Annotated in this window: 21 protein-coding genes; 11 read left to right on the top strand and 10 right to left on the bottom strand. The window is 54.4% G+C overall.

Annotation, left to right across the window (positions count from 1 at the left end):
* Positions 1–161 precede the first annotated feature (161 nt).
* Together ON072_RS17130 and ON072_RS17125 are read right to left on the bottom strand one after the other, a co-directional pair.
* Positions 162–1376 (bottom strand): tyrosine-type recombinase/integrase, encoded by a 1215-nt coding sequence (locus ON072_RS17130; protein WP_274626111.1) that lies wholly within the window; start codon positions 1374–1376, stop codon positions 162–164.
* Between the two features lie 222 nt (positions 1377–1598).
* Positions 1599–2462 (bottom strand): YicC/YloC family endoribonuclease, encoded by an 864-nt coding sequence (locus ON072_RS17125; protein WP_144379697.1) that lies wholly within the window; start codon positions 2460–2462, stop codon positions 1599–1601.
* A gap of 180 nt (positions 2463–2642) precedes the next feature.
* Here ON072_RS17125 and rph point away from each other — a divergent pair, with 180 nt between their 5' ends.
* Positions 2643–3356 (top strand): ribonuclease PH, encoded by a 714-nt coding sequence (gene rph, locus ON072_RS17120; protein ID WP_025010865.1) that lies wholly within the window; start codon positions 2643–2645, stop codon positions 3354–3356.
* Between the two features lie 105 nt (positions 3357–3461).
* Positions 3462–4103, top strand: coding sequence for an orotate phosphoribosyltransferase (gene pyrE, locus ON072_RS17115; protein ID WP_025010866.1), 642 nt, complete (start codon positions 3462–3464; stop codon positions 4101–4103).
* Positions 4104–4203: 100 nt separating this feature from the next.
* Here the strand turns inward: pyrE and folE are convergent, their stop codons facing one another.
* The 5 genes from folE to coaBC form a co-directional block, all read right to left on the bottom strand.
* Positions 4204–4854, bottom strand: coding sequence for a GTP cyclohydrolase I FolE (gene folE, locus ON072_RS17110; RefSeq protein WP_025010867.1), 651 nt, complete (start codon positions 4852–4854; stop codon positions 4204–4206).
* A gap of 192 nt (positions 4855–5046) precedes the next feature.
* Complete coding sequence (locus tag ON072_RS17105; RefSeq protein WP_144379698.1) at positions 5047–7017, bottom strand: alpha/beta hydrolase family protein; 1971 nt, start codon at positions 7015–7017, stop codon at positions 5047–5049.
* A gap of 129 nt (positions 7018–7146) precedes the next feature.
* Positions 7147–7740, bottom strand: a complete 594-nt coding sequence (gene slmA, locus ON072_RS17100) for a nucleoid occlusion factor SlmA (RefSeq protein WP_025010868.1) — start codon at positions 7738–7740, stop codon at positions 7147–7149.
* A 24-nt stretch (positions 7741–7764) separates the two neighbouring features.
* Positions 7765–8223, bottom strand: coding sequence for a dUTP diphosphatase (gene dut / locus ON072_RS17095; protein ID WP_025888140.1), 459 nt, complete (start codon positions 8221–8223; stop codon positions 7765–7767).
* Positions 8220–9416 carry a bifunctional phosphopantothenoylcysteine decarboxylase/phosphopantothenate--cysteine ligase CoaBC gene (coaBC, locus tag ON072_RS17090; protein ID WP_261752988.1) on the bottom strand — a complete coding sequence of 399 codons (1197 nt, stop codon included), beginning with the start codon at positions 9414–9416 and terminating at the stop codon, positions 8220–8222. Before coaBC ends, dut begins: the two co-directional genes overlap by 4 nt.
* Positions 9417–9544: 128 nt before the next feature.
* Here coaBC and radC point away from each other — a divergent pair, with 128 nt between their 5' ends.
* The 5 genes from radC to ON072_RS17065 all read left to right on the top strand — a co-directional run bounded on the left by radC (position 9545) and on the right by ON072_RS17065 (position 13227).
* The gene (gene radC, locus ON072_RS17085; protein WP_093983855.1) at positions 9545–10222 is read left to right on the top strand and encodes a RadC family protein; all 678 of its coding nucleotides are present in this window, start codon (positions 9545–9547) and stop codon (positions 10220–10222) included.
* A gap of 122 nt (positions 10223–10344) precedes the next feature.
* The gene (gene rpmB / locus ON072_RS17080; protein ID WP_028769274.1) at positions 10345–10581 is read left to right on the top strand and encodes a 50S ribosomal protein L28; all 237 of its coding nucleotides are present in this window, start codon (positions 10345–10347) and stop codon (positions 10579–10581) included.
* Positions 10582–10587: 6 nt separating this feature from the next.
* Positions 10588–10761, top strand: coding sequence for a 50S ribosomal protein L33 (gene rpmG, locus ON072_RS17075; RefSeq protein WP_025010872.1), 174 nt, complete (start codon positions 10588–10590; stop codon positions 10759–10761).
* Between the two features lie 500 nt (positions 10762–11261).
* Positions 11262–12581 (top strand): amino-acid N-acetyltransferase, encoded by a 1320-nt coding sequence (gene argA / locus ON072_RS17070; protein WP_028781111.1) that lies wholly within the window; start codon positions 11262–11264, stop codon positions 12579–12581.
* A gap of 115 nt (positions 12582–12696) precedes the next feature.
* Complete coding sequence (locus ON072_RS17065; RefSeq protein ID WP_144379699.1) at positions 12697–13227, top strand: PH domain-containing protein; 531 nt, start codon at positions 12697–12699, stop codon at positions 13225–13227.
* 53 nt (positions 13228–13280) lie between these two features.
* Here ON072_RS17065 and rarD read toward each other — a convergent pair whose 3' ends face one another.
* Positions 13281–14165: an EamA family transporter RarD gene (rarD, locus tag ON072_RS17060; protein WP_144379700.1), complete on the bottom strand. Its 885-nt coding sequence runs from the start codon at positions 14163–14165 to the stop codon at positions 13281–13283.
* A gap of 106 nt (positions 14166–14271) precedes the next feature.
* Entirely contained in the window at positions 14272–14736 is a 465-nt protein-coding gene (locus ON072_RS17055; protein ID WP_025888143.1) for a thioesterase family protein, read from the bottom strand.
* 204 nt (positions 14737–14940) lie between these two features.
* On the opposite strand from ON072_RS17055, the gene recQ reads away from it, so the two are divergent.
* Positions 14941–16728, top strand: coding sequence for a DNA helicase RecQ (gene recQ, locus ON072_RS17050; RefSeq protein WP_372239372.1), 1788 nt, complete (start codon positions 14941–14943; stop codon positions 16726–16728).
* Here recQ and ON072_RS17045 read toward each other — a convergent pair.
* Entirely contained in the window at positions 16710–18473 is a 1764-nt protein-coding gene (locus tag ON072_RS17045; RefSeq protein ID WP_261752979.1) for a diguanylate cyclase domain-containing protein, read from the bottom strand. The two genes, recQ and ON072_RS17045, sit on opposite strands and share 19 nt — an antisense overlap.
* A 479-nt stretch (positions 18474–18952) precedes the next feature.
* Between ON072_RS17045 and leuA the strand changes: the two genes are divergently transcribed.
* The 3 genes from leuA to leuC are packed head-to-tail and all read left to right on the top strand — an operon-like array spanning position 18953 to position 23021.
* A complete protein-coding gene (gene leuA / locus ON072_RS17040) occupies positions 18953–20521 on the top strand; it encodes a 2-isopropylmalate synthase (protein WP_025888145.1) in 1569 nt (522 codons plus the stop codon).
* Complete coding sequence (leuB, locus tag ON072_RS17035; protein ID WP_025888147.1) at positions 20518–21612, top strand: 3-isopropylmalate dehydrogenase; 1095 nt, start codon at positions 20518–20520, stop codon at positions 21610–21612. The genes leuA and leuB overlap by 4 nt, the downstream gene beginning before the upstream one ends.
* Entirely contained in the window at positions 21612–23021 is a 1410-nt protein-coding gene (gene leuC, locus ON072_RS17030) for a 3-isopropylmalate dehydratase large subunit (RefSeq protein ID WP_261752980.1), read from the top strand. The genes leuB and leuC overlap by 1 nt, the downstream gene beginning before the upstream one ends.
* Position 23022 lies beyond the last annotated feature (1 nt).

Genomic DNA, 23022 nt, shown 5'->3' with positions numbered 1-23022 from the left:
TGGTGTAAAACGTGTACGTCCACTAATTGCTCCTGATTGACCATAATCCGCCGTTTTGTCCAACGAATGGATAGTTTGCCTCAGGTGGGTCAATTTTAAGTCGGCGTTAGTGGGCCAGTTTTACATCGGCGCGGACATCCTTAAGGGAGAGAATGGCAGTGCTAATTGACGAACCTGGCAACGGTTTCGGAAAGCGTGGTCATCGCTTCACGCCGTTCCTCCAAGTAGTCGTGCCGGTTGTAGATACCTTCAACCCCTTTGAGTTTGTGATTTAGGCAACGTTCGGCCACATCCCCGGAAGTGCCTTGTCTCGCTAGCAAGCTACGGCAGGTGCGTCTGAGATCATGTACGGTGAAGTGTGGGATTTCTCCCATTAGGTTTGGTGGTTGTGTCTTCTTGCCAGCTTCATGCCCGAAGAGCTTGGTAATCGCTCTGTTTAAGGTGTCTTTACCCATGTATGGATTTTTACTTGAACGTCGGCTAGGGAACACATATTCAGAACCACAAGCTCTTACCTTTAATTCCTGTATCCAGGTCATCACTATTTCAGGTAATGGAATCGTTATCCCCACTCCTGATTTACTGCGTTCTTTCGATAAGTTCCACACCTGCTTTTCTAAATCAAATTCCTTCCAAGGCGCTTCAGCCAATTCAGACTTCCTAATGCCCAATGTAACCAGCAATGCACAAGCGAGATAGTTTTCACGGCTGAAGCTGTTGTTATTTTCACGAGCAACTTTAAAGAATTGCTTTAATTCTTCAATGGTTAAGGCTCGATCCTTACTTTTTTCAATACCACCAGCATCGGTTACCGAAAAGGCGCTGGCCGGATTGAAGGCAATTAAGCCAAGTTTGATGCCGTGATTAAAAAGCTGTTTGCAGTACATCAGCGCATCGTTGGCAATGGTTGGACGACCACTTTCGGTAATCTTTCTCAGAATATCTCTGATATCCATGGGGGTTACATCATTAAGTGGGATTTTTCCAATTTTAGGCGCGATGTCCTTTGAGAATATCCTGAGTGGGATCTCGGGGTGTTTAAGGCGTTTTTCTAACCCTGAGTACCAATCATCAAACAGGTCCTGCACAGTGTCTACTCTGGTCTGGGCAGCTTGGCGCTTTACCTGTATCGGGTCACTACCTAATCGTACTTGCTTCATCTGCTCTGCAGCTTTCAGGCGAGCATCAGCAAGTTTGAGATCGCTATACTTGGCGAGCGTCATTTCCTTGCGTTTGCCTGCATAACTGTATCTCAGCATCCAGTATGGGTCACCAGACTTTGGGATCACCAGATAGAGCCCATCGCCATCGGCATGGCGGCCAATAGCTGATTGCCTCAGTTTTGTTTCAATTTCCTTTACCGTCAGTGAGCCCATTGTGGCGACCTCCCTTTGCACTGTATCAGCCGTGGTGGGTGAAGTTGACTGCTCATCATTTTACCCACCATCTCACTATTCTGTTAAGTCCTATTTACCCACCATTTTACCCACCAATTGGCTGTGGAGGTTGGTGGGTAATATTGGACGCTAATAGACGGTGTTTAACTTATAGTCCATTAAAAACAAGTGGTTAATGTAAATATTTGACTCGGGTGGATTCTATTCCACGTTCTGGATCTGCTCTCTCATCTGCTCAATCAGCACTTTAAGCTCGACTGCGGCGGCGGTGATTTCGCTGCTGATTGACTTGGAGGCCAGGGTGTTGGATTCGCGGTTGAACTCTTGCATCATGAAGTCCAGTCTGCGGCCTTCGCTGCCACCCTTGTTGAGGATCCGGCGGGCTTCGGCCACGTGGGCTTCAAGGCGGTCCATCTCTTCGGCCACGTCCTGTTTTTGGGCCAGCAATACCATTTCCTGTTCCAGTCTGGCCGGGTCCAGTTCGCCCTGGATTTCGGCCAGGCGGTTACTGAGTTTTTCCCTTTGCCATTCCATCACCTTGGGCATGTGCTCGCGGACTATGGCGATCTGGGCTTCAACGGCATCCAGGCGGGTCAGCAGCATCTCTTTGATGGCGCTGCCTTCACGGCCGCGGGCTTCGATAAACTGATCGACGGCGCAGTCGAAGGCTTTGAGCAGTTCGGCGGCAATGGCATCCATGTCTTGCTCGGATGAGGACATGACCCCTGGCCAGCGCAGAATATCCACCGGGTTGAGCTCACCTTGGCCGGCTTGCTGTTTTACCCAGTTGGCGGCCTGCAACAGTTGCAGTGCCAAGTCCTGATTCATATTCAGCTGGGTACCTTGTTGATCGCTCAGCTCGTAGCGCAGGTTGACTTCTACCTTACCGCGATTGAGACGCTTGCGCAGTCTGTCTCGCAGCACAGGCTCCAGGCTGCGGAACTGTTCCGGCAGGCGCAGATAGGTTTCCAGATATCTCTGGTTGACTGAGCGGATTTCCCAGGAGGCTGTGCCCCAGTCGGCTTTATGCTCGATACGGGCGTAGGCGGTCATGCTGTGGATCATCAGATATTCCAGTTGCTTGAAGACGGGTGTAGCAGAGGATTATAGACAGCTTGCCCCCGGGGTTAAAGTGAAGTGTATACACTTTGTCGGTTCGATACGGATCCGCCATGGCGTCAAGCGCCGCAAGGCCCTATAATATGCAGCCAATTCAGTCCAGACGACAAAATACAGGAATTCATTATGCGTCCCAGCAACAGAACTCCGGCTCAAACCCGCCCCATTTCAATCACTCGCCAGTTTACCGCCCATGCGGAAGGTTCTGTGCTGGTCGAGTTCGGCGATACCAAAGTACTCTGTACCGCCAGTTTTACCGAAGGGGTGCCGAGATTTCTCAAAGGCCAGGGCCAAGGTTGGGTGACGGCAGAATATGGCATGTTGCCCCGTTCTACCCATAGCCGTATGGATCGCGAAGCGGCCCGAGGCAAGCAGTCTGGTCGTACCCAGGAAATTCAGCGCCTCATCGGCCGTGCTTTGCGCGCTGCTGTGGATATGAAGCTGCTGGGTGAAAACACCATAGTGATCGACTGTGATGTGATTCAGGCCGACGGCGGTACCCGCACTGCGGCCATCACTGGTGCCTGTGTGGCTCTGGTGGATGCGCTTAATTGGGCTCGTGCCAAGGGTATTCTCAAGGCCAATCCGCTCAAATTCCTGATCGCCGCCGTGAGCGTGGGGATTTTTGAAGGTGAGCCTATCTGTGACCTGGAATATATCGAAGACAGCGCCGCCGAAACCGATATGAATGTGGTGATGACAGAAACCGGCAAGATCATCGAGATACAGGGCACCGCCGAAGGCGAGCCGTTCAGCCATGAAGAGTTGCTGAGTCTGCTGGAGCTGGCCAAGCATGGCATTCGTGAGATTATCGATGTGCAGAAGGCTGCATTGAGTTAAGTTTTTTTAAGGACCCCATGAGGGTCCTTTTTTTCGTACTCCAGAGAGTACTTGTTCGTACCCGTGAGCCTTAAGGGCTTACCCATAATCACAAGAGGAGAGATCGTGAAAGCCTATCAGCGCGAGTTTATTGAATTTGCCCTTGAGCGTCAGGTGTTGAGATTCGGTGAGTTTACCCTGAAGTCCGGCCGCAAGAGCCCATACTTCTTCAATGCCGGTCTGTTTAACACTGGCCGGGATCTGGCCCGCCTGGGCCGTTTTTATGCTGCTGCGTTGGTGGATGCCGGTATCGATTACGATCTCCTGTTTGGCCCGGCCTACAAGGGGATCCCCATCGCCACAACCACGGCTGTAGCCTTGGCCGAACACCATGATCTGGATATTCCTTACTGCTTTAACCGCAAAGAGAAGAAAGACCACGGCGAAGGCGGCAATCTGGTTGGCAGCGAGCTCAAGGGTAAGGTGATGTTGGTGGATGATGTGATCACCGCAGGTACCGCTATTCGCGAGTCCATGGAGATCATTCAGGCCAATGGCGCGACTCTGGCCGGGGTATTGATTGCCCTCGACCGTCAGGAGAAGGGCAAGGGCGAACTGTCTGCCATTCAGGAAGTGGAGCGCGACTTTGGTTGCCAGATAGTGGCCATCATCAAGCTGGCCGATTTGATTGCCTACTTGGCCGAGAAACCGGGGATGGAGCAGGAGTTGGCCGCCGTTAGCGCCTATCGTGAACAGTACGGTATTTAATGCCGTCCAGGATAGATATCGGCTCTTACAGAAGCTTGAGTAACTTTCTGTACAGTCCATAAAAAACGCTGCCTTGGCAGCGTTTTTTATGGCGGAGAGGCTATTTGGCCTGATGCAGAAACTCGGCGCGGGTGGCCGGGTTGGACTTGAATACGCCGCCAAGAGCCGTAGTGGTGGTGGAGCTGGTGGAATCCATCACACCGCGGGATTTAACGCAGTAATGCACCGCATCCATTTTTACCGCCACATCTTTGGTTTCCAGCAGGGTCTGCAACGCAACCAGTACTTGCTGGGTCAGGCGCTCCTGCACCTGTGGCCGCTGGGCAAAGAAACGCACTATGCGGTTGATCTTCGACAGGCCGATGATCTTCTTCCGCGGCAGATAGGCCACAGTAGCAGTGCCATCTATGGTCACCAGATGGTGCTCACAGGTGCTGGTGAGGCTGATGTCCTGCACCCGCACCATTTCATCGAAGCCCATCTTGTTGTCGATAACAGTGATCTTGGGGAAGTTGGCATAGTCGAGGCCGGAGAAAATTTCGTCGACATACATCTTGGCGATACGTTTCGGCGTATCCATCAGGCTGTCGTCGCTCAAATCCAGCGACATCAAGGTCAAAATGGCCTTCATATGGGCCTCTATTTTTTCCTTGCGCTCCTCGGCCGACAAGCCACAGGGTACCATGGGGGTCTCGAGTCCTCGCTCCAGGAGCGCGGTCTGAACCATCAAAGCTGCTTCACTCAATGCCATTGTTTTCCTCCGGCGGATAGGCGCCAAGCCAGTGCCTTCCGTTTGTTACTGTCCGCGCAAGCTGTGACGCTTTTCACATTTATCTGCGGGAAGCGGAGGATACCGCTATTTGCTGTAAATTCATACCAGAAAAGCCCCATAGCACGAAAAAAGCCGCTCCCTGGAGAGCGGCTTGGTTTACGGCTGTTAAACTTAAACGCCCAGATTCTGCTTCAGGAAGTTTAGCATTTTCTGATAATAGATGGCTCTGTGGCTTTCATCGTAGAAACCGTGGCCCTCATCATCCATGATGATTTTCTGGTAGGGGTAGTTACGCTTCTTGAGCGCATCTTCCAGGGCTTCAAACTGCTCTATCGGAGCGCGCTCATCATTGCCACCGTGCACAAGCAGCAGATTGGCCTTGAGCTTGTCGACGTTGCGAGTGGGCGACATGGCACGCAGCACGGCCTGATCCTGACCAAGCACAGTTCGCAGGTAGCTGGTCCCCGAGTCACGTTCCTGCACGTCACCTTCTTTAAACATCATTTCCAGGTCGTACACCCCGGCAAAGCCGATGGCGCACTTGAACAGATCCGGCTCCATGACCGAGCTTTGCAGCGCGCTGTAGCCGCCAAAGCTGCCGCCGACGATACAGATGCGCTTCTTGTCCACTATGCCTTGCTCTATCAGATGGCGGGTGGCGTCTATGATGTCGTACTGAATTTCACTGCCCCACTTGCGGTAGCCCGCTTGCTGGAAGGCTTCGCCGTAACCACCCGAACCGCGGAAGTTAACCTGCAGTACGGCTATGCCCTGATTGGCCAGCATCTGGTTTTGAGGATCAAAGCCCCAGCTATCCCTGACATAGTGTGGGCCGCCGTGCGGGTTGACCACCAGAGGCAACTGTTTGGGATCTTTGCCGGGTGGCAAGGTCAGGTAGGCTTGAATTGTCATGCCGTCACGCACCTTGATATCCATGGGTTTCACTTCGGCCATTTTGGCCGGATCTATGCTTCCCATGGTGCGCAGCAGGTGTCTGAGTTTGACCGCTTTGGTGTCAAACAGATAGTAGTCGCCCGGGTTGCGGTCGTTGAAGGCCAGAATGACCATCTTGTCGGCGTTACGGGTCTCGCTGACGATGCGTACCTGGTGCCCCGGCAGGCTGGCCAGCAGTTGCTTCAGATACACAGCATGCTGATCTTCAGAGTCAACAAAGGCGTAGGTTGGGTAACCGTTGGCAAATTCCACCGCGTAGAGCTGTTTGTTCTGGCCGTTGATCCAGAAGTTGTCCGGCTCGACTCTGGCATCACTGACTATCTGCTGCTTTTCACCGGTTTTCAGGTTGACCCGATACACGGCCTTGGGCTCACCGGCCAGGGAGGCGGAGGCATAGACACTGTTGGGATCTTCGGTAAAGGAGATAGGGGTAAAGTCCTTCAAACCTATGTTCAGCTTGTCTGTGTCAATCCATTCGCCGTCGTTACGGTAGAAAATACGGGTGTTGTTGCTTCTGTCCTGACCGGCAACAAAGCGCACTTCACCGTCATCATCTGTCATGAAGCTGGCCATACCTATGGGAGAGCGGGTGATTTTCTTGCGGGTGCCGCGGTAGACATCAACCTGATAGACATCCTGCAACTGTTCATAATCCAGGCTGCGACCGCCGTTCCAGGGGATGGCGTTGACCAACATGTAGCGGTCATCATCCGGCAGGGGATCGAGTACATAGGCAGTGGCCTGGATAGCGGTGTTTTTCTTCAGGTGGGAACCGGTTTGCTGCTGGCCCGAATTGTAACCGAACAGATAGGCGGCCTTGGAGCCATCGGCATTCACCGCCATCAACTCACCATAGTAGAGCGGGCGATCATCCCAGCCCTTGAGGTATTCCTTGGCGACCACGACACGTTCATCGTTGACCCAGGAATAACTGCCCACTTGGGCGTTGCCCGGGAAATAAACAATGTGCTTGGCACTGAGATCTTCAGTATTCAGGATCAGTAGCTTATCTTTTCCTTCGTGATTCATGATCACGCTGAGATAGTCACCTGAGGGGGAGATTTTGACATTGGTGTATTGCGCACCCTGGCTGAAAATTTCTGCCGGCGTGGGTGCTTGATTGCTCTGGGCCAAAGCGAGAGTGGGTGCCAGCAGTAACGTGCTAGCCAACAAAGGTTGGAACTTCATTTGACATCCTTGTATTTATTATTGGCGGTTTATGTTTGTTTGATGTTAATGAAATGCTTGGGTTTGGACAAGGCTAAATCCATAAAAAAAGGACGGTTTTTACCGTCCTTGATCCCGAAAATAGAGGGCTCAGCTCTGTAATAACTGGCTTTGAATAAACTGCCACTGCTCCTCGAAGTGAGCCGTTGGCTTGAGCTTGAATTCACTGCGAACAAACTGGGCAATACGGCCTTCGGCCACGGCCAACAGCAGGTTTGCCAGAATGGCTTCATCCAGGGCGAATTTTTGCCCTTCTCGCAGGGATTTTTCCCGCAGGATCTGCTTCAGATGGGTTTCCAACTTGGCAAACAACAGGTTGATCCTTTCTCTGAGACGCTCATTTTCGCCCAGCAGGGCATCACCGCTCAGTACCCGGGAGATCCCTGGGTTGCGCTCGGCAAACACCAATAACAGCTGCAGTGCCTGTTGGCAGCGTTTCATGGTGTCTTTCTCCTCATCCATGATGAGGTTGATGCGTGACAGCAGAGAGTCTTCAATAAACTCAATCAGGCCTTCAAACATCCGCGCCTTGCTGGGAAAGTGGCGATAGAGCGCCGCTTCCGACACGCCAACTTCCGAGGCCAGCTTGGCGGTGGTAATCCTTTGCCCCGGATTGGTTTCCAGCATTCTGGCAAGGGATTGGAGTATGTGTTCACGACGATTGATTTTTTCTTTTACAGCCATGTTTCGCTCTGTCAGTGGCAGGAATTATTGAGTGCCTGAATGGCCGAAGCCACCTTCGCCTCTGTCCGAGGTGTCAAATTCATCCACCAGTTTGAACTGGGCTTGAACGACGGGCACAAACACCAATTGGGCCAAGCGGTCACCTATCTCCAGGGTGAAAGGTGTCTGGCTGCGGTTCCAGCAGGAAACCATCAGCGGGCCCTGATAGTCAGAGTCGATCAGGCCGACCAGGTTGCCGAGTACTATGCCGTTTTTGTGGCCCAGACCCGAGCGGGGCAGGATCACCGCCGCCAGAGAAGGGTCGGCCACATGAACCGCAATTCCGGTCGGGATCAATACAGTTTCACCCGGGGCTATGGTGATGCTGGTGTCCAGCATGGCGCGTAGATCCATGCCGGCACTGCCTGGGGTCGCATAGCTTGGCAGCGGAAATTCACTGCCAATACGCGAGTCGAGAATTTTCAGTTCTATGGGTGTTTTCATGAGTTGTTTTTATGCTTCGCTATCAGGATCAGCAACTGTTTGGCCAGGCTCAACTTGTCGGTGGCCGGCAGTTCATCACAACCTGTTGCAGAAAATACTTTCAGGGCATTCCGGTCGGCGTTGAAACCCTGACCCGGAACAGACACATCGTTGGCGGCAATCATATCGAGTTTCTTGCGCTTGAGCTTGTCACGCGCATAGGTCTCCACCTCATGGGTTTCTGCCGCAAAACCCACGGTAAAGGGCCGGATAGGATGGCTGGCGACCGTTGCCAGAATATCCGGGTTACGCACCAGCGCCAATGCCATGGTTTCGGAAGATTTTTTTATCTTGGCTTCGGCGACATCGGCGACACGATAGTCTGCCACTGCGGCGCAGCCAATAAAAATATCCTGCTGTTCAACCCTTTGCATCACGGCATCGAGCATCTCTTTGGCCGATTGCACATCGACTCGGGTCACCCCTGCCGGGGTAGCTAAATTAACCGGGCCGCTGACCAGAGTCACTTCGGCGCCCATCTGCGCCGCCGCAGTGGCCAGTGCAAACCCCATCTTGCCAGAGCTGTGGTTGGAGATATAACGCACAGGATCTATCGCTTCACGGGTCGGTCCGGCGGTGAGCAGCAGCTTTTGGCCGGCCAAAAGCTGCTGCTCAAAGCAAGCGGCGGCTCGCTTGGCGATATCATTGGGTTCCAGCATACGCCCCGGGCCGACTTCACCACAGGCTTGGCTGCCGCTATCCGGGCCCCAGATACCATAGCCGCGCTCGGCCAGCACCTTGAGGTTCTCCTGAGTCGCTACGTTTTGGTACATCTGTTGGTTCATCGCCGGGCAGAGCATCACCTTAGCCGCCGTTGCCAGGCAGATGGTGGTGATCAGTTCATCGGCCATACCGGCACGAATACGGGCCAACAGGTTGGCGGTAGCGGGGGCAATGATAACCAGATCGGCCCAGCGGGCCAACTCGATATGCCCCATGGCTGCCTCGGCCGCAGGATCCAGCAGATCTGAGGCCACTGGATGGCCGGATAACGCCTGCAAGGTCAGCGGGGTGATGAATTCCATGGCGCTCTGGCTCATGACGACCCTGACTTCGGCACCTCTGTCCTGCAGACGCCGCACCAGTTCGGCACTCTTGTAGGCGGCAATGCCACCGCCAATCCCCAAGAGGATTTTTTTATGCTTCAGGCTCATAGAGACAATCAACTGATGGTAATTGGCGGCTAAGATATCACAAAGCTCCCCCGACTTGGCAGGATGCAGCTTCAAAAATCTCGACCATAATTGAAACAAAGTATAGGGCACAGGGACGGGAGCCAAGGATGGGGATCAGAGACTGGCCAACGGGCGAGGGACCGAGGGAAAAGCTGCTGCAGCAGGGAGCCAAGGGCCTGAGTGATGCCGAGTTACTGGCAGTATTACTGCGTAACGGCCTGGCGGGGCAGAGTGCGGTCGAGTTGGCCAGAGATTTGCTCGCGGCATTCGGTTCACTGCGGCAACTCTTGGTGGCACCGCTGAATCAGGTTGCTCGAATTCCGGGAATGGGGCCGGTAAAATATACCCAATTGCAGGCTGCTGCCGAACTTTCGAGGCGAATTTCCCGGGAAAAGCTGCAAAGAGGGGCGGTTTTGACAAATCCTGATTTGACTCGCGACTATTTAATGAGACAATTAGCGGACCGTGCCACCGAGGTGTTTGCGATTCTGTTGCTGGACAGCCAGCACCGAGTGATCCAATTCGTGGAGTTATTCCATGGCACCCTGGACTCTGCATCCGTCTATCCACGAGAGGTGGTTAGGCTGGTGCTGGAAAAACAGGCCGCGGCGGTCATAGTTTGCCATAATCACCCGTCCGGCGTGGCTGAGCCCAGCCAGGCTGACAGGCGAATTACTGAGCGGTTGAAATGTGCGCTCGCAACCATAGATGTTTCACTTCTGGATCATATGGTTGTAGGGGATTGCGAGATAGTTTCCTTCGCAGAACGCGGATGGATGGATTGATCCATCGCTTGATCTTTCCTCAGTTATCCTGTATAACATGCGCCCTCTTTGTGCCTCGGGCGACGGCCATACGAGGCACATTAATGCTCGAGCGTTAAAATTGTTTTTTGGAGAAGATTGACATGTCAAGAGTATGCCAAGTTACTGGCAAGCGACCAATGGTTGGTAACAACCGTTCGCACGCAAAAAACGCAACTCGTCGTCGTTTTTTACCTAACCTGCAGAACCACCGTTTCTGGTTAGAAGACGAAAAGCGTTTCGTACAATTGCGCGTTTCTACCAAGGGTATGCGCATTATCGACAAGAAAGGTATCGAAGTCGTTGTTGCTGAACTTCGTGCCCGTGGCGAGAAGGTGTAATAGAAAATGGCTAAAGCTAAAGGCAATCGTGAGAAGATCAAGCTGGTTTCAAGCGCCAAGACTGGTCACTTCTACACTACCGACAAGAACAAGCGTAACATGCCTGAGAAAATGGAGATCAAAAAGTTTGATCCCGTAGTTCGTCAGCACGTTATCTACAAAGAAGCCAAAATCAAGTAATTCACTTGGTATTTGAATTCTTGGAAAGCCCCTCTCGCAGGGGCTTTTTTTTGATTTGAATTTGGCCGCCGCGGCCGTAGTCGAGCCGGTTTGGCTCTCGTTGCCCTTAAGCTTATCTCCTTTGTCACCAAGCTGCCTCTATCACCTTCAATCCACTTTAGTCCTACCTCCAATCCACTTTAGTCCTGAGTTATTCCGCGTAAGAATCCGGCTGCTGGCCTTCTGCGGTTCAGGTGGATTCATACTTTCTAAACAGATCCCTGCTATACCTTTCTATGCAATCACTTGAACCGCAGCGGCGAATATTTACTCGGTTTGAGTCTCAGGGGGGAAGACGCTGGATATGGCTTACCCTTCATGTGAATAGTTAGAGATTTAAAATAAGTATTTGTGCAAATAAATTCTTTTTAAGTGAATTTAAATGCATTACTATGTTGTCCGTGCCACGGGGGTGGCATTCATTTTATGTCGGCTTTAACGAGTGTGAGGTAAATCCCAAGGTGCGTACCACAGAATTGGTTGATGGTTTTCGTCATTCTGCTCCCTATGTCAATGCTCACAGGGGCAAGACATTTGTTGTGATGTTGGGGGGCGAGGCGTTGGCTCAGCCTAAGTTTCGCTCCATCATCAATGATGTTGCTCTGCTGCATAGCCTGGGGATCAAGGTGGTATTGGTCTATGGCGCCCGGCCACAGATAGACGAAGCCTTGGCTAACAATCAGATTGAGCCTGCCTACCATCAAGGCGTGCGGATCACCGATGAAGCCACTCTCAAGGTCATTAAGCAGGTAGCCGGTTCTTTGCAGTTTGATATTACAGCCAGGTTGTCCATGAGCCTGTCGAACACGCCGATGCAGGGCGCGCAGATCAACGTGGTCAGCGGTAACTTTGTCATCGCCCAGCCTTTGGGGGTCGATAATGGTATTGACTATTGCCTCTCAGGCAAGGTGCGTCGTATCGATGTTCAGGGACTCAAACGGCAGATGGAAAACAACTGCATCATCCTGATGGGGCCGATAGCGGCTTCAGTCACCGGCGAGAGCTTTAACCTCACCGCCGAAGAAGTGGCGACTCAGGTGGCTATCAAGCTCAAGGCCGACAAGATGATAGGCTTCAGCTCCCAGAATGGTATTTTGGATCGCAACGGTGATGTGATTGCCGAGCTGATGCCCAACGATGCTCAAAAAATTCTCGATAAACTGGCCGGCCAGGGTGAAGGCTGTGTCGGCACCATGGCGTTTCTCAAGGCCAGTATTGATGCCTGTCGCAGTGGCGTGCCCCGCTGCCATCTGGTCAGCTATCTGGAAGATGGTGCCCTGTTGCAGGAACTCTTCTCCCGTGAGGGCATAGGTACCCAGATAGTCACAGAGAGTGCCGAGCGCTTGCGGCGCGCATCCATTGCTGATATTGGCGGCATACTCAACCTGATCCGCCCGCTGGAAGAGCAGGGGATCCTGGTGCGTCGCTCCCGCGAGCAACTGGAGATAGAAATAGAGCAGTTTATGCTGATTGAGCGTGATGGCCTGGTGATAGGCTGCGCGGCGCTCTATCCCTTTGAAGAGGACAACGCCGGCGAGTTTGCCTGTCTGGTGGTGCATCCTGACTATCGCGACGCCGATCGCGGTAGCCTGCTGTTGCAGAACATCATAGGCCAGGCCAAGGTGCGTGGTTATTCCAGGCTGTTTGCGTTGACGACCCGCAGCATTCACTGGTTCCTGGAACACGGCTTTGAGCTGGTGGAGGTAGATGCCTTGCCGAATAAGAAGAAGCAGCTCTATAACTACCAGCGTCGCTCCAAAATTTTGGCGCTTGACCTGTAAAAACCAGCCCCGCTCAGCGGGGCTTTTTGTAAGCAGGTATATTCCATTTGTTGACATATTATGTCTTTAGCTCCTAAGCTAAGCCCACTTATGCCTATCCATTAAGGAGCAAGAGATGAACAGTGGAAGTTACGAGTTGGCGCCATTGACCGGCATCGCCAGTGGCAGTTTTATCGCCTTGATACTGATGTTGGCGGCCATCTTGCTGCTGATCCGCATTCGGAAGATGCCGGCAACGGCCAAGAGCGCCGCCTCGGGTTTGCTGTTGGTAACACTGGCGGGATCTGTGTGGGTATTTTGGCAGGCGCAGGCATCCAAGGTGGAATTGACGGCTCAAAGCCTGGTGGTCGAGGTGCCATTCTACGGCCAGAGCCTGGCTCCAGAGCATCTGCGTATCTCAGAGGCGAAAGTGATTAATCTCGGCGATGCCAACGGCCCCAAGCTTGGCATGCGTACCCAGGGCATAGGCCTGCCCGGTTACACCCTGGGGTGGTATCGGCTCAACGATGGCAGCAAAGCGTTTGTGGCTCTGACGGAAAAAGACAGCGTCTTGTTACTGCCGACCGACCTTGGTTACAGCCTGCTGCTGAGTATGCCCGAGGCGGAGAGTTTGCTTAAAGGGCTGGGGCAGAACCTGCCGGGATAAACGTTGAATATTGCCAACCGGCCCGGAAACTCCATCCGGGCCGGTTGTATTTGTTACCTGCGAGAGCGTTTTCGCAGCATATCCAAAGTAAACAACACCAGGGCGGCCCAAATAAAGCCGAAGGTAATACTCTTTTCGATATCGAAGGGTTCATCGAACAGGGTCACTGCCATGATAAACATGATGCTTGGGCCTATGTACTGGAAGAAGCCCAGCATGATCAGCGGGATCCGCACTGCTGCACCGGCAAAGCACAGCAAGGGGATGGTGGTGATGATACCGGCGGCCATCAGCAGCAGGTTGAGATCCCAACTGTTGCTGAGCATATTGGCGCCGGCTTCACCGGTGCCCAGCAGTAAAAAGCCCAGCGCTGCCGGCATTAACACTGCAGTTTCGACCAAAAGGCCAGTCTTGGCGTCGACATTGACCTTCTTGCGCAGCAGAGCGTAGAAACCGAAGGAGGCTGCGAGCCCCAGGGATACCAGCGGAATCGAGCCGAAAGAAACCAGCTGGATCACCACCCCGGCAGCGGCAAGCGTTACCGCCACCCATTGTAGTCTCCCGAGCCGCTCCCCCAGAAACAGCATGCCGAGCAACACATTGAACAGCGGGTTGATAAAGTAGCCCAGGCTAGCATCCAGCATATGATCATTGTTGACCGCCCAGATAAACAGCAGCCAGTTGCCAGCGATAAGAATCGAAGTCAGCAGCAGTACCGCCAACTGTTTCGGGCGCTTGAGCAACAGCCTGAGCTGTCCGAAACCACCGATAAACTGCATCAGGATCCCCATAAAGACGAAGGACCAGATGATGCGGTGCAGCAGGATCTCGGGGGCCGAGACATGATGCAACAACTTGAAGTACAGCGGCGCAAAGCCCCAAAAAATATAGGCGCAAAGGGCGAGAATGACCCCCTTGCGGTATTCGGTTTCAGGCATAGGTACTACACAATGACGAAAAGGAGAGAAGGGCGATTGTAGGGGGCAAAGCCCCTCGGCTCAAGTTATCGACAACAGATTCAGTGTTTAGGTTTTAAACAGCTACTCAGCCGACCATGTAAGTCCCTGTACCAAAAGCGATATGGCTGCCTTTTTCATTATGCAGCTCCATTCGACAGACAGAGACCCTGTTGCCGGCACGGATCACTGTTCCTGTGCCGCTGAAGACTTCTCCCCAGCCGGGGCGCAGATAGTCGATCCTGAGATCTATGGTGCTCAGGGTTTGCAGTCGCTGTTGCAGCTGCTCCACTGTCCAGTTGTCGCGACTGATAACTAAGCCGGAGAATGCCGTTAGGCCGCCAACCACATCCAGCACGGTTGCGGTAACCCCGCCATGGAGTATTTTTTGATGTATGTTGCCGATTAGCTCCGGCTTCATTTTGATCTCCACTTCGACACCAGAGGCGTCGTATCGGCGGATCCCAAGGCCGAGAAGATTGTGAAAAGGCACATGTTTATCAAATACTTCTGCTACCTTGGCGAGTACCTCGGCTTGAATGTCCTGGCTCATAGGGCTTCCTGCTGTTGTTGTTTTTTAGAGCAATCAATCTAACGCTAATATGGCCGTTTGCCTAGTCCGGGCGGAAAAATCCCCTCTTGGCTGGCACTCTGGTGTTGGCTTCATTTAGAATAGCGGCCTCTTCTTTGGACACAGACAGTCATGGATCAGCCGCTGAGTATCGCTCCCGAGAGCCTAAATCATCCCCAAGACCCTATGCAGCAAGCCTTGCAGCAGGTATTTGGCTACCGCACTTTCCGTGAAGGGCAGCGCCAGGTGATTGAACGTGTGATGGCCGGGGAAGACTGCATGGTGATCATGCCCACCGGCGGCGGCAAGAGTCTGTGTTACCAACTGCCCGCATTGTTGATGCCAGGGCTGACCCTGGTGGTTTCGCCGCTGATCTCCCTGATGAAAGATCAGGTCGACAGCCTGCTGCAGACAGGGGTCAATGCTGCTTATCTCAACTCATCCTTGCCCAGGGAGCAGAGCCTCAAGGTGCTGCGCCAGTTGCATCAGGGGGAGATCCGCCTGTTGTATGTCTCGCCGGAGCGCTTGCTGCAACATGAATTTATTGAACGGTTGCAATCCCTGCCGCTATCGATGTTTGCCGTGGATGAGGCGCACTGTATCAGCCAGTGGGGCCATGATTTTCGCCCCGAATATGCCCAGCTTGGCCGCCTGAAACAGCTGTTTCCCGGCGTGCCTGTGATGGCGCTGACCGCCACCGCCGACAAGGCGACCCGGGATGATATCTGCCAGCGGCTCAATATCGCCCCCTATGTGCTTCTTTCCAGCTTTGATAGGCCGAATATTCGCTACACAGTGGCGGAAAAGCTCAACGCCGCCAATCAATTGCGCCAGTTTATCGCCGCGCAGAACGGCGCCGCCGGAATTGTTTATTGCTCCAGCCGCCGCCGGGTCGATGAAGTGGCCGAAAGGCTACGGTTACAGGGCTATGCCGCCGAAGGCTATCATGCCGGTATGAGCAGCGACGAGCGCGCCAGTGTTCAGGACAGATTTCTCAAGGAACAGTTGGATATAGTGGTGGCTACGGTCGCCTTCGGCATGGGGATCAACAAGTCCAACGTGCGTTTTGTGGTGCATTATGATCTGCCCAAGAGCATAGAGGCCTACTATCAGGAAACCGGCCGCGCCGGGCGAGATGGTCTTGAGGCCGAAGCCTTTATGCTGTTCGAGCCCGCCGATATCGGCCGGGTGCGCCACCTGATTGAGCAGGGTGAACCCGGGCCGCAGCAACAGGTGGAACTGCATAAACTCAATACCATGGCGGCCTTTGCCGAAGCCCAGACCTGCCGCCGCCAGGTGTTGCTGCACTACTTCGATGAGCCCGCGCTGGAGCCCTGCGGCAACTGTGACATCTGCCTGGATCCGCCCAAACGCTACAACGGCACCGAGGATGCACAGAAGGTGCTGTCCTGTATATATCGCTTGGGGCAAAAGTTTGGCATGAACCAGCTGATTGAGGTGCTCAGAGGCTCCAAATCGGCCGCTGTGGTTGACCGGGGGCACGACAAGTTATCCACCTGGGGTGTCGGCAAAGACAAGAGCCATGAACACTGGCTCAGTGTGACCAGACAGCTTATCCATTTGGGGCTGGCGAGCCAGGATATTACCCGCGGATCGAGTATTCGCCTGAATCCGGCCGCCAGGCCTGTGCTCAGGGGCGAAGTTGCACTGATGTTGGCCGAACCCAGAATTGACTTGCATGTTACCCGCAGGCGCAACGTCAGCAGCAAGGCGCCACTCAACTACGATCGCAAGCTGTTTGCCCGCCTCAAGCAGTTAAGGCGCAGCATAGCCGAAGAGCAGGACGTACCGCCCTATCTGGTATTCAACGATGCAACCCTGGCGGAAATGGCGGCGATTTTGCCTACCAGCCAGGGCGAGATGTTGGCGGTCAATGGTGTTGGTGAGCGCAAGTTGGCCCGCTTTGGCGATCAGTTCCTCGACGAGATAGAGGCTTATCTCGCCGGTGACTGATGTCGCTCGGCGGCTTTTTGCTGACTGAGTTGATTGACGCCGGCACGCTTCACCAGGCTATCCAGGGTATCGGGCTGCTGCAGCGAGGCCACTCCAATGCGCACGGCATGAGCCACTTGCCAGCTCTGCACTATCGGCTTGAGTTGCTCGCTGACCTGCAAGGCGCCCTGGACCGAGGTGTAGGGCAGCAGGATCACCATCTCATCCATACTGTAGCGCAGCAGTCTGTCTTGCTCTCTGAGCTTCTGTTCCAGCGCCCGCTGCAGGGCGGAAAGATCCACCTGACGTATATGGCTGGTACTCAGCAACAACAGACTCAAGGGGTAGTTGCCCTTCTTGGCGCTGCTGAGCATGGCATCCAGCTGCTGGGCCGCAGGCAGTTTTTCCAGTGCCTCGGTACTCGGTTGTTGCCAGCGGTTACGGCGACTGACCAACCAGATCAGCGCACCTATGATGGCGAGTGCCAGCACAGAGATGGTGCCGTAGGCCTGGCTCAGTTTGGAGCGCTGATCGGCACTGGCAAGACGAATGTTCTGCTGGGTTTCTACCTGCAACTGCTCTTGCTGGCTGAGCCTGGCCTTGTATTGCATAAAGCGGGTATTGTTGAGCTGCTTTTGGGCCTCGGCTGCGGCCTGGGCCGCCAGTTTCATCGCCTCGTATGCCGGTTTGAACTCTGCTCTTTCGGCGTAATAGTCACTGATAAGCTGTTGGGTATAGGCCACTTCATCGGCCAGTTGCAGCTGCTCGGCCTGTTGCGCCGCCTGCATCAACAGCCTTATGCCTTCATCGTCGTTGCGCTGGGCGAGACGTACCCTGGCCAATAGCCGGGTAGCACGCATATAGTTGTTTACTTTGCCTTGTTTTTCATAGGTCTGCAGGGCAATACCCACTAACTCGTCGGCAATCTCGGTTCTGCCCCTGGCGAGTTCTATCACGGCTATCTGGCTGTAACTGTTGGCAAGCTCCAGCGGTGAGCCTATCTCGGGCAGCAGTATTTTGGACTGTTTCAGCAGGCTGTCGGCTTGGGCCATATCCTCCTGCGCCAGCGCGACTCTGGCGGCCATCAATAACAGCACATGGCGAACCTTGCCTTTGGCTTCATCTGTGTCCAGTGCCAACTTGAGATAGTAGGCCGCTTGGCGCAGGTCGCCGGTGGAATACATCAGGCTGGCCATGTCGCCGTAAACATAGGCCAGAGGTGGCCATAGCCAGGACGGATTTTGACTGCTGATATCCGGGTAGATGTCCAGCGCCAGACGCAGATCTTCGATGGCGGTGCCATAGTTGCCAAGGTCGTTTTCCAGCTGGCCCTTGAGTCTCAGGGCGTTGACCAGAGCCTGGGGTTGGTTGTGGCGTTTGGCCTGCTCAATGGCGCCGTCGAGTAACAGCAGTGATTGTTTCAGATCGTCGAAATTGGCATAGGCATCGGCGCGGCAAATTTGAAAATAACTGTCTGCCTGTTCCAGCCTTAGCTGCTTGGCTCTGGCTTCTCCCAGTTCGGCCAGATTGATGGCGGCGCCGTTGTCTCCTAATTGCAGTAGTGCTTCACATTTAAATAACTGTAATCTCAGCACTTGAGCCTGGCTCAACTCTGAGGCCTGACGCTCAAGCTCGTTGATTTGGGTCAGCGCCAGCGTAGGATATTGATAGAGGGTGTTGGCCAGTGTGTCCAACCGCTCCGCGGCCCAAAGCACACAAGAAAATGACCACAGGAGCAAGCTCAGTGCCAAGAGGCGAAAATCCATTTTTTCTCCGCTGAGTGAAGGTGAGTTTTTCCGAGCGAAACCGTGTTGAGATAATAACTATTTTTTATCATTTTTGGCACAAAAAATGATGCTATCGGCAAGATTTTATTCATCTATTTAGCTTTAGATCACCAAGGCTTGAATGGTGCAAATCAGCACTTTAAGCCGAAATTTTCAACTGATGCTGAGAAATATAGGCTTGACAGCGAGCAAGGAGGCAGTTAATTATTGAACTTCTTGAACCCGGTGGGAAGAATATAAACCCACTTTTAACGAATTTTTATCTGGTATAGAACGGCTAAATGAACCCACAAATGCAACTGTCTCTCCTCCTCCTTACTCTCGCAGTCCCTGCGCGGAGGAGCTAGACTTGCACGTCGATTAGCAAGCCAGAACTCAAAACCCCGCGCCAGAAACCGCGGGGTTTTTTGTTTCTGGCACGGGAAAAATCAATCGAAACCCCTGAATGGAGAATCCAGATGTCTGACAGAGTGTTTATTTTCGATACCACCTTACGGGACGGCGAGCAGGCGCTGGCTGCCAGCCTGACAGTGAAAGAAAAACTGCAGATAGCCATGGCTCTCGAGCGCCTGGGGGTCGACATCATGGAGGTGGGGTTCCCGGTTTCCTCTCCCGGCGACTTTGAGTCGGTACAGACCATAGCACGTACCATCAAAAACAGTCGGGTCTGCGCCCTGTCGCGGGCACTGGAGAAAGATATCGACGCTGCGGCCCAGGCCTTGTCGGTCGCGGATCAGTTCCGCATTCATACCTTTATTTCAACGTCAAATATCCATGTGCAGAGCAAGCTGAAGCGCTCCTTCGACCAAGTGCTGGAGATGGCGGTAGGGGCGGTGAAGTATGCCAGGCGTTTTACCGATGATGTGGAGTTTTCCTGCGAAGATGCCGGCCGGACCCCGATAGATAATCTGTGTCGCATGGTTGAGGCGGCCATCGAAGCCGGTGCCCGCACCATCAATATTCCGGACACAGTGGGCTATACCATTCCCAGCGAGTTCGGCGGCATTATTCAAACCCTGTTCAACCGGGTGCCCAATATCGATCAGGCGGTGATCTCTGTGCACTGCCACGACGATTTGGGATTGTCGGTCGCCAACTCCATCATGGCGGTGCAACAGGGAGCCCGGCAGATTGAGTGTACAATCAACGGCATAGGTGAACGGGCCGGTAACTGCTCACTGGAAGAGATTGCCATGATCCTGGCGACCCGCAAAGACATCCTGGGGCTGGAGACAGGTATCAAGGCTCAGGAAATTCACCGCACCTCCTCCATGGTGAGCCAGCTATGCAATATGCCGATCCAGGCCAACAAGGCGATAGTGGGCGCCAATGCCTTTACCCATTCATCCGGTATCCATCAAGACGGCATGTTAAAGGCGCAAAACACCTATGAAATCATGACACCTGAGAGCATAGGCCTGAATCGCAATCACCTGAATATGACCTCACGCTCCGGCCGCCATGTGATCAAGCATCGAATGGAGCAGATGGGTTATTCAGAGCAGGATTATTCATTGGACCAACTGTACGACGCCTTCCTGAAACTGGCCGACAAGAAGGGCCAGGTGTTCGACTATGACCTGGAAGCCTTGGTGTATATGGAGGGCCGAGCGGCGGCCGACGACCACTTCCAGTTGCAGCAGCTGGTGGTGCAATCCGACTCTACCGAGGGCATGGCCACCGCCACTGTACGTATTGAAGCCGCCGGTGAGGTAGTGACCGAAGCCGCCACCGGCAATGGCCCTGTGGATGCCGCCTATAAGGCGATAGCCCGTGCCAGCGGCCAGAGCGTAGATATCTGCAGCTATAAGTTGAGCGCCAAAGGCGAAGGCCAGAATGCGCTGGGGCAGGTGGATATAACGGCTCAGTATCAGGGGCGCAATTTCCACGGTGTCGGCTTGGCTACCGATGTGGTCGAGGCTTCGGCCGCGGCCCTGGTGCATGTGATGAACCTTATTCAGCGCGCCGACCAGGTGGCGGATCATAAACAGAAAATACAACAGAGAAAGGAGTTGGGTGGCGTATGAGTTATCAGATAGCGGTATTGGCCGGCGACGGCATAGGCCCGGAAGTCATGGCCCAGGCCCGTAAGGTGCTGACGGCGGTAGAGCAACGCTTTGGTCTGGCAATGGAGTACGCCGAATATGATGTCGGCGGCATAGCGATAGATAACCATGGCTGCCCGTTGCCGGCATCGACCCTGGCCGGCTGTGAAGCGGCAGATGCAATTCTGTTCGGCTCGGTAGGCGGCCCCAAATGGGAAAAACTGCCTCCCAATGAACAGCCCGAGCGCGGCGCGCTGTTGCCACTGAGGGGCCATTTCGGCTTATTCAGTAACCTGAGACCGGCCAAGTTACATCAGGGGCTGGAACATCTGTCGCCGCTGCGCGCCGATATCTCGGCCAAAGGGTTTGATGTGCTGTGCGTGCGTGAACTGACAGGCGGTATCTACTTTGGCAAACCCAAGGGGCGTCAGGGGGAGGGCGAGAGCGAAGAGGCGTTTGACACCATGAGATACAGCCGCGCCGAGATCCGCCGTATCGCCCATATCGCCTTCGAGGCCGCCCGCGGCCGCCGCGGCAAGGTGACTTCGGTCGACAAGGCCAACGTGCTGGCCTGCTCGGTACTTTGGCGTGAAGTGGTCGAGCAGGTCGCGAGCGAGTATCCGGATGTGGAACTGGAACACATCTATATTGACAATGCCACCATGCAACTGCTGCGTCGCCCCTGGGACTTTGATGTGATGCTGTGCTCCAACCTGTTCGGCGACATACTTTCCGATGAAATCGCCATGTTGACCGGCTCCATGGGGCTGTTGTCATCGGCTTCCATCAACAGCAGTGGTTTTGGTCTCTATGAACCGGCCGGTGGCAGTGCCCCGGATATTGCCGGCATGGGGATTGCCAACCCGGTAGCGCAGATCTTGTCGGCGGCCTTGATGTTGCGCCACAGCTTGCAGCAGGAAGAGGCGGCGGCAGCGATAGAGCGCGCCGTAGGCAAGGCGCTGGCAGATGGCTTCTTTACCTGTGAGTTGTTGGCGCCGGAGCAGCGGGATAATGCCAAGACCACGGCAGAGATGGGCGACTATATCGCCAATGCGATTCGGGAGGGGGTGTAATGGGCAAGACATTGTATGAAAAGGTGTGGGATGCCCACCTGGTGGCGACGCCGGCGGGGGAAGCACCGATTATTTACGTCGACCGTCATCTGGTGCACGAGGTGACCTCACCCCAGGCCTTCAGTGGCCTGAAGATGGCCGGGCGCACACTTCGGGCACCGGATAAGACCTTTGCCACCATGGATCATAACACCTCGACCAAGAGCGCCAGTCTGGACGCCTTGAGCCCCATGGCGCGCACTCAAGTTGAAACCCTGGCACAGAACTGTCGCGAATTCGGTGTGCGTTTGTATGACATTCACCACCCCAATCAGGGCATAGTGCATGTGATGGGGTCTGAGCTGGGCATTACCCTGCCGGGTACGGTTATTGTCTGTGGCGATTCCCATACAGCTACCCACGGCGCCTTTGGCGCGCTGGCCTTCGGTATTGGCACCTCAGAGGTAGAGCATGTGCTGGCCACCCAAACGCTGCGGCAACTCAAGGCCAAGACCATGAGAGTCGAGGTCAAGGGGCAACTGGGTGAGGGCATTACCGCCAAGGATGTGGTACTGGCGATTATCGGCAAGATAGGCATGGATGGCGGCACCGGCTATGTGGTGGAGTTTTGCGGTGACGCGATTCGCACCCTGTCGATGGAAGGGCGCATGACGCTGTGCAACATGGCGATTGAGATGGGTGCCAAGGCCGGCATGGTCGCGCCGGATGAAACCACGTTCGCCTATCTTGAGGGACGTCAGTTTGCGCCCAAGGGGGCCGACTGGGATGCCGCCCTGACAGCCTGGAAGACGCTCAAGTCCGATGAAGATGCCATCTTCGATGCTTATGTGGAGTTGGAAGGCAGTGAAATCGCGCCGCAACTTACCTGGGGCACGAATCCGGGCCAAGTGGTGGCCATAGATAAACCTGTGCCCAACCCCGCCGAGGAGGCCGATGCCACAGTGCGCGGCAGTATGGAAAAGGCGCTGAATTACATAGGTTTGACTCCGGGTACCCTGATGACGGATGTGGCCATCAACAAGGTCTTTATCGGTTCATGCACCAATTCACGTATCGAAGATCTGCGTAGCGCCGCGGCGCAGATCCGCGGTCGACGGGTGGCTGACGGCGTGACCGCCATAGTGGTGCCTGGCTCAGGACAAGTAAAGGCTCAGGCCGAAGCCGAAGGCTTGGACAAACTGTTTGTCGAGGCCGGGTTTGAGTGGCGCTTGCCGGGCTGCTCCATGTGCCTGGCGATGAATGATGATCGCCTGGAAAGCGGCGATCGCTGCGCCTCAACCAGTAACCGTAACTTTGAGGGGCGGCAGGGACGCGGCAGCCGTACCCATCTGGTGAGTCCTGCCATGGCAGCCGCTGCCGCCATTGCCGGGCACTTTGTCGATATCCGCCACGCTGGCCAGGAGAAATAAA

Origin of the sequence: Shewanella sp. K8 (assembly GCF_028823715.1) — a bacterium.
Lineage (GTDB): Bacteria > Pseudomonadota > Gammaproteobacteria > Enterobacterales > Shewanellaceae > Shewanella > Shewanella algae.
This window is presented reverse-complemented; position numbering and strand designations above follow the sequence as displayed.

What these genes read in the sequence shown, in the direction of transcription:
- leuC (WP_261752980.1), top strand. Translation starts at nt 21,612, where the DNA reads ATGGGCAAGACATTGTATGAAAAGGTGTGGGATGCCCACCTGGTGGCG.
- folE (WP_025010867.1), bottom strand. Translation starts at nt 4,854, where the DNA reads ATGGCATTGAGTGAAGCAGCTTTGATGGTTCAGACCGCGCTCCTGGAG.
- ON072_RS17125 (WP_144379697.1), bottom strand. Translation starts at nt 2,462, where the DNA reads ATGATCCACAGCATGACCGCCTACGCCCGTATCGAGCATAAAGCCGAC.
- slmA (WP_025010868.1), bottom strand. Translation starts at nt 7,740, where the DNA reads ATGGCTGTAAAAGAAAAAATCAATCGTCGTGAACACATACTCCAATCC.
- ON072_RS17045 (WP_261752979.1), bottom strand. Translation starts at nt 18,473, where the DNA reads ATGGATTTTCGCCTCTTGGCACTGAGCTTGCTCCTGTGGTCATTTTCT.
- radC (WP_093983855.1), top strand. Translation starts at nt 9,545, where the DNA reads ATGGGGATCAGAGACTGGCCAACGGGCGAGGGACCGAGGGAAAAGCTG.
- ON072_RS17065 (WP_144379699.1), top strand. Translation starts at nt 12,697, where the DNA reads ATGAACAGTGGAAGTTACGAGTTGGCGCCATTGACCGGCATCGCCAGT.
- recQ (WP_372239372.1), top strand. Translation starts at nt 14,941, where the DNA reads ATGCAGCAAGCCTTGCAGCAGGTATTTGGCTACCGCACTTTCCGTGAA.
- rarD (WP_144379700.1), bottom strand. Translation starts at nt 14,165, where the DNA reads ATGCCTGAAACCGAATACCGCAAGGGGGTCATTCTCGCCCTTTGCGCC.
- dut (WP_025888140.1), bottom strand. Translation starts at nt 8,223, where the DNA reads ATGAAAACACCCATAGAACTGAAAATTCTCGACTCGCGTATTGGCAGT.
- leuA (WP_025888145.1), top strand. Translation starts at nt 18,953, where the DNA reads ATGTCTGACAGAGTGTTTATTTTCGATACCACCTTACGGGACGGCGAG.
- coaBC (WP_261752988.1), bottom strand. Translation starts at nt 9,416, where the DNA reads ATGAGCCTGAAGCATAAAAAAATCCTCTTGGGGATTGGCGGTGGCATT.
- ON072_RS17055 (WP_025888143.1), bottom strand. Translation starts at nt 14,736, where the DNA reads ATGAGCCAGGACATTCAAGCCGAGGTACTCGCCAAGGTAGCAGAAGTA.
- rpmG (WP_025010872.1), top strand. Translation starts at nt 10,588, where the DNA reads ATGGCTAAAGCTAAAGGCAATCGTGAGAAGATCAAGCTGGTTTCAAGC.
- leuB (WP_025888147.1), top strand. Translation starts at nt 20,518, where the DNA reads ATGAGTTATCAGATAGCGGTATTGGCCGGCGACGGCATAGGCCCGGAA.
- rpmB (WP_028769274.1), top strand. Translation starts at nt 10,345, where the DNA reads ATGTCAAGAGTATGCCAAGTTACTGGCAAGCGACCAATGGTTGGTAAC.
- ON072_RS17105 (WP_144379698.1), bottom strand. Translation starts at nt 7,017, where the DNA reads ATGAAGTTCCAACCTTTGTTGGCTAGCACGTTACTGCTGGCACCCACT.
- ON072_RS17130 (WP_274626111.1), bottom strand. Translation starts at nt 1,376, where the DNA reads ATGGGCTCACTGACGGTAAAGGAAATTGAAACAAAACTGAGGCAATCA.
- rph (WP_025010865.1), top strand. Translation starts at nt 2,643, where the DNA reads ATGCGTCCCAGCAACAGAACTCCGGCTCAAACCCGCCCCATTTCAATC.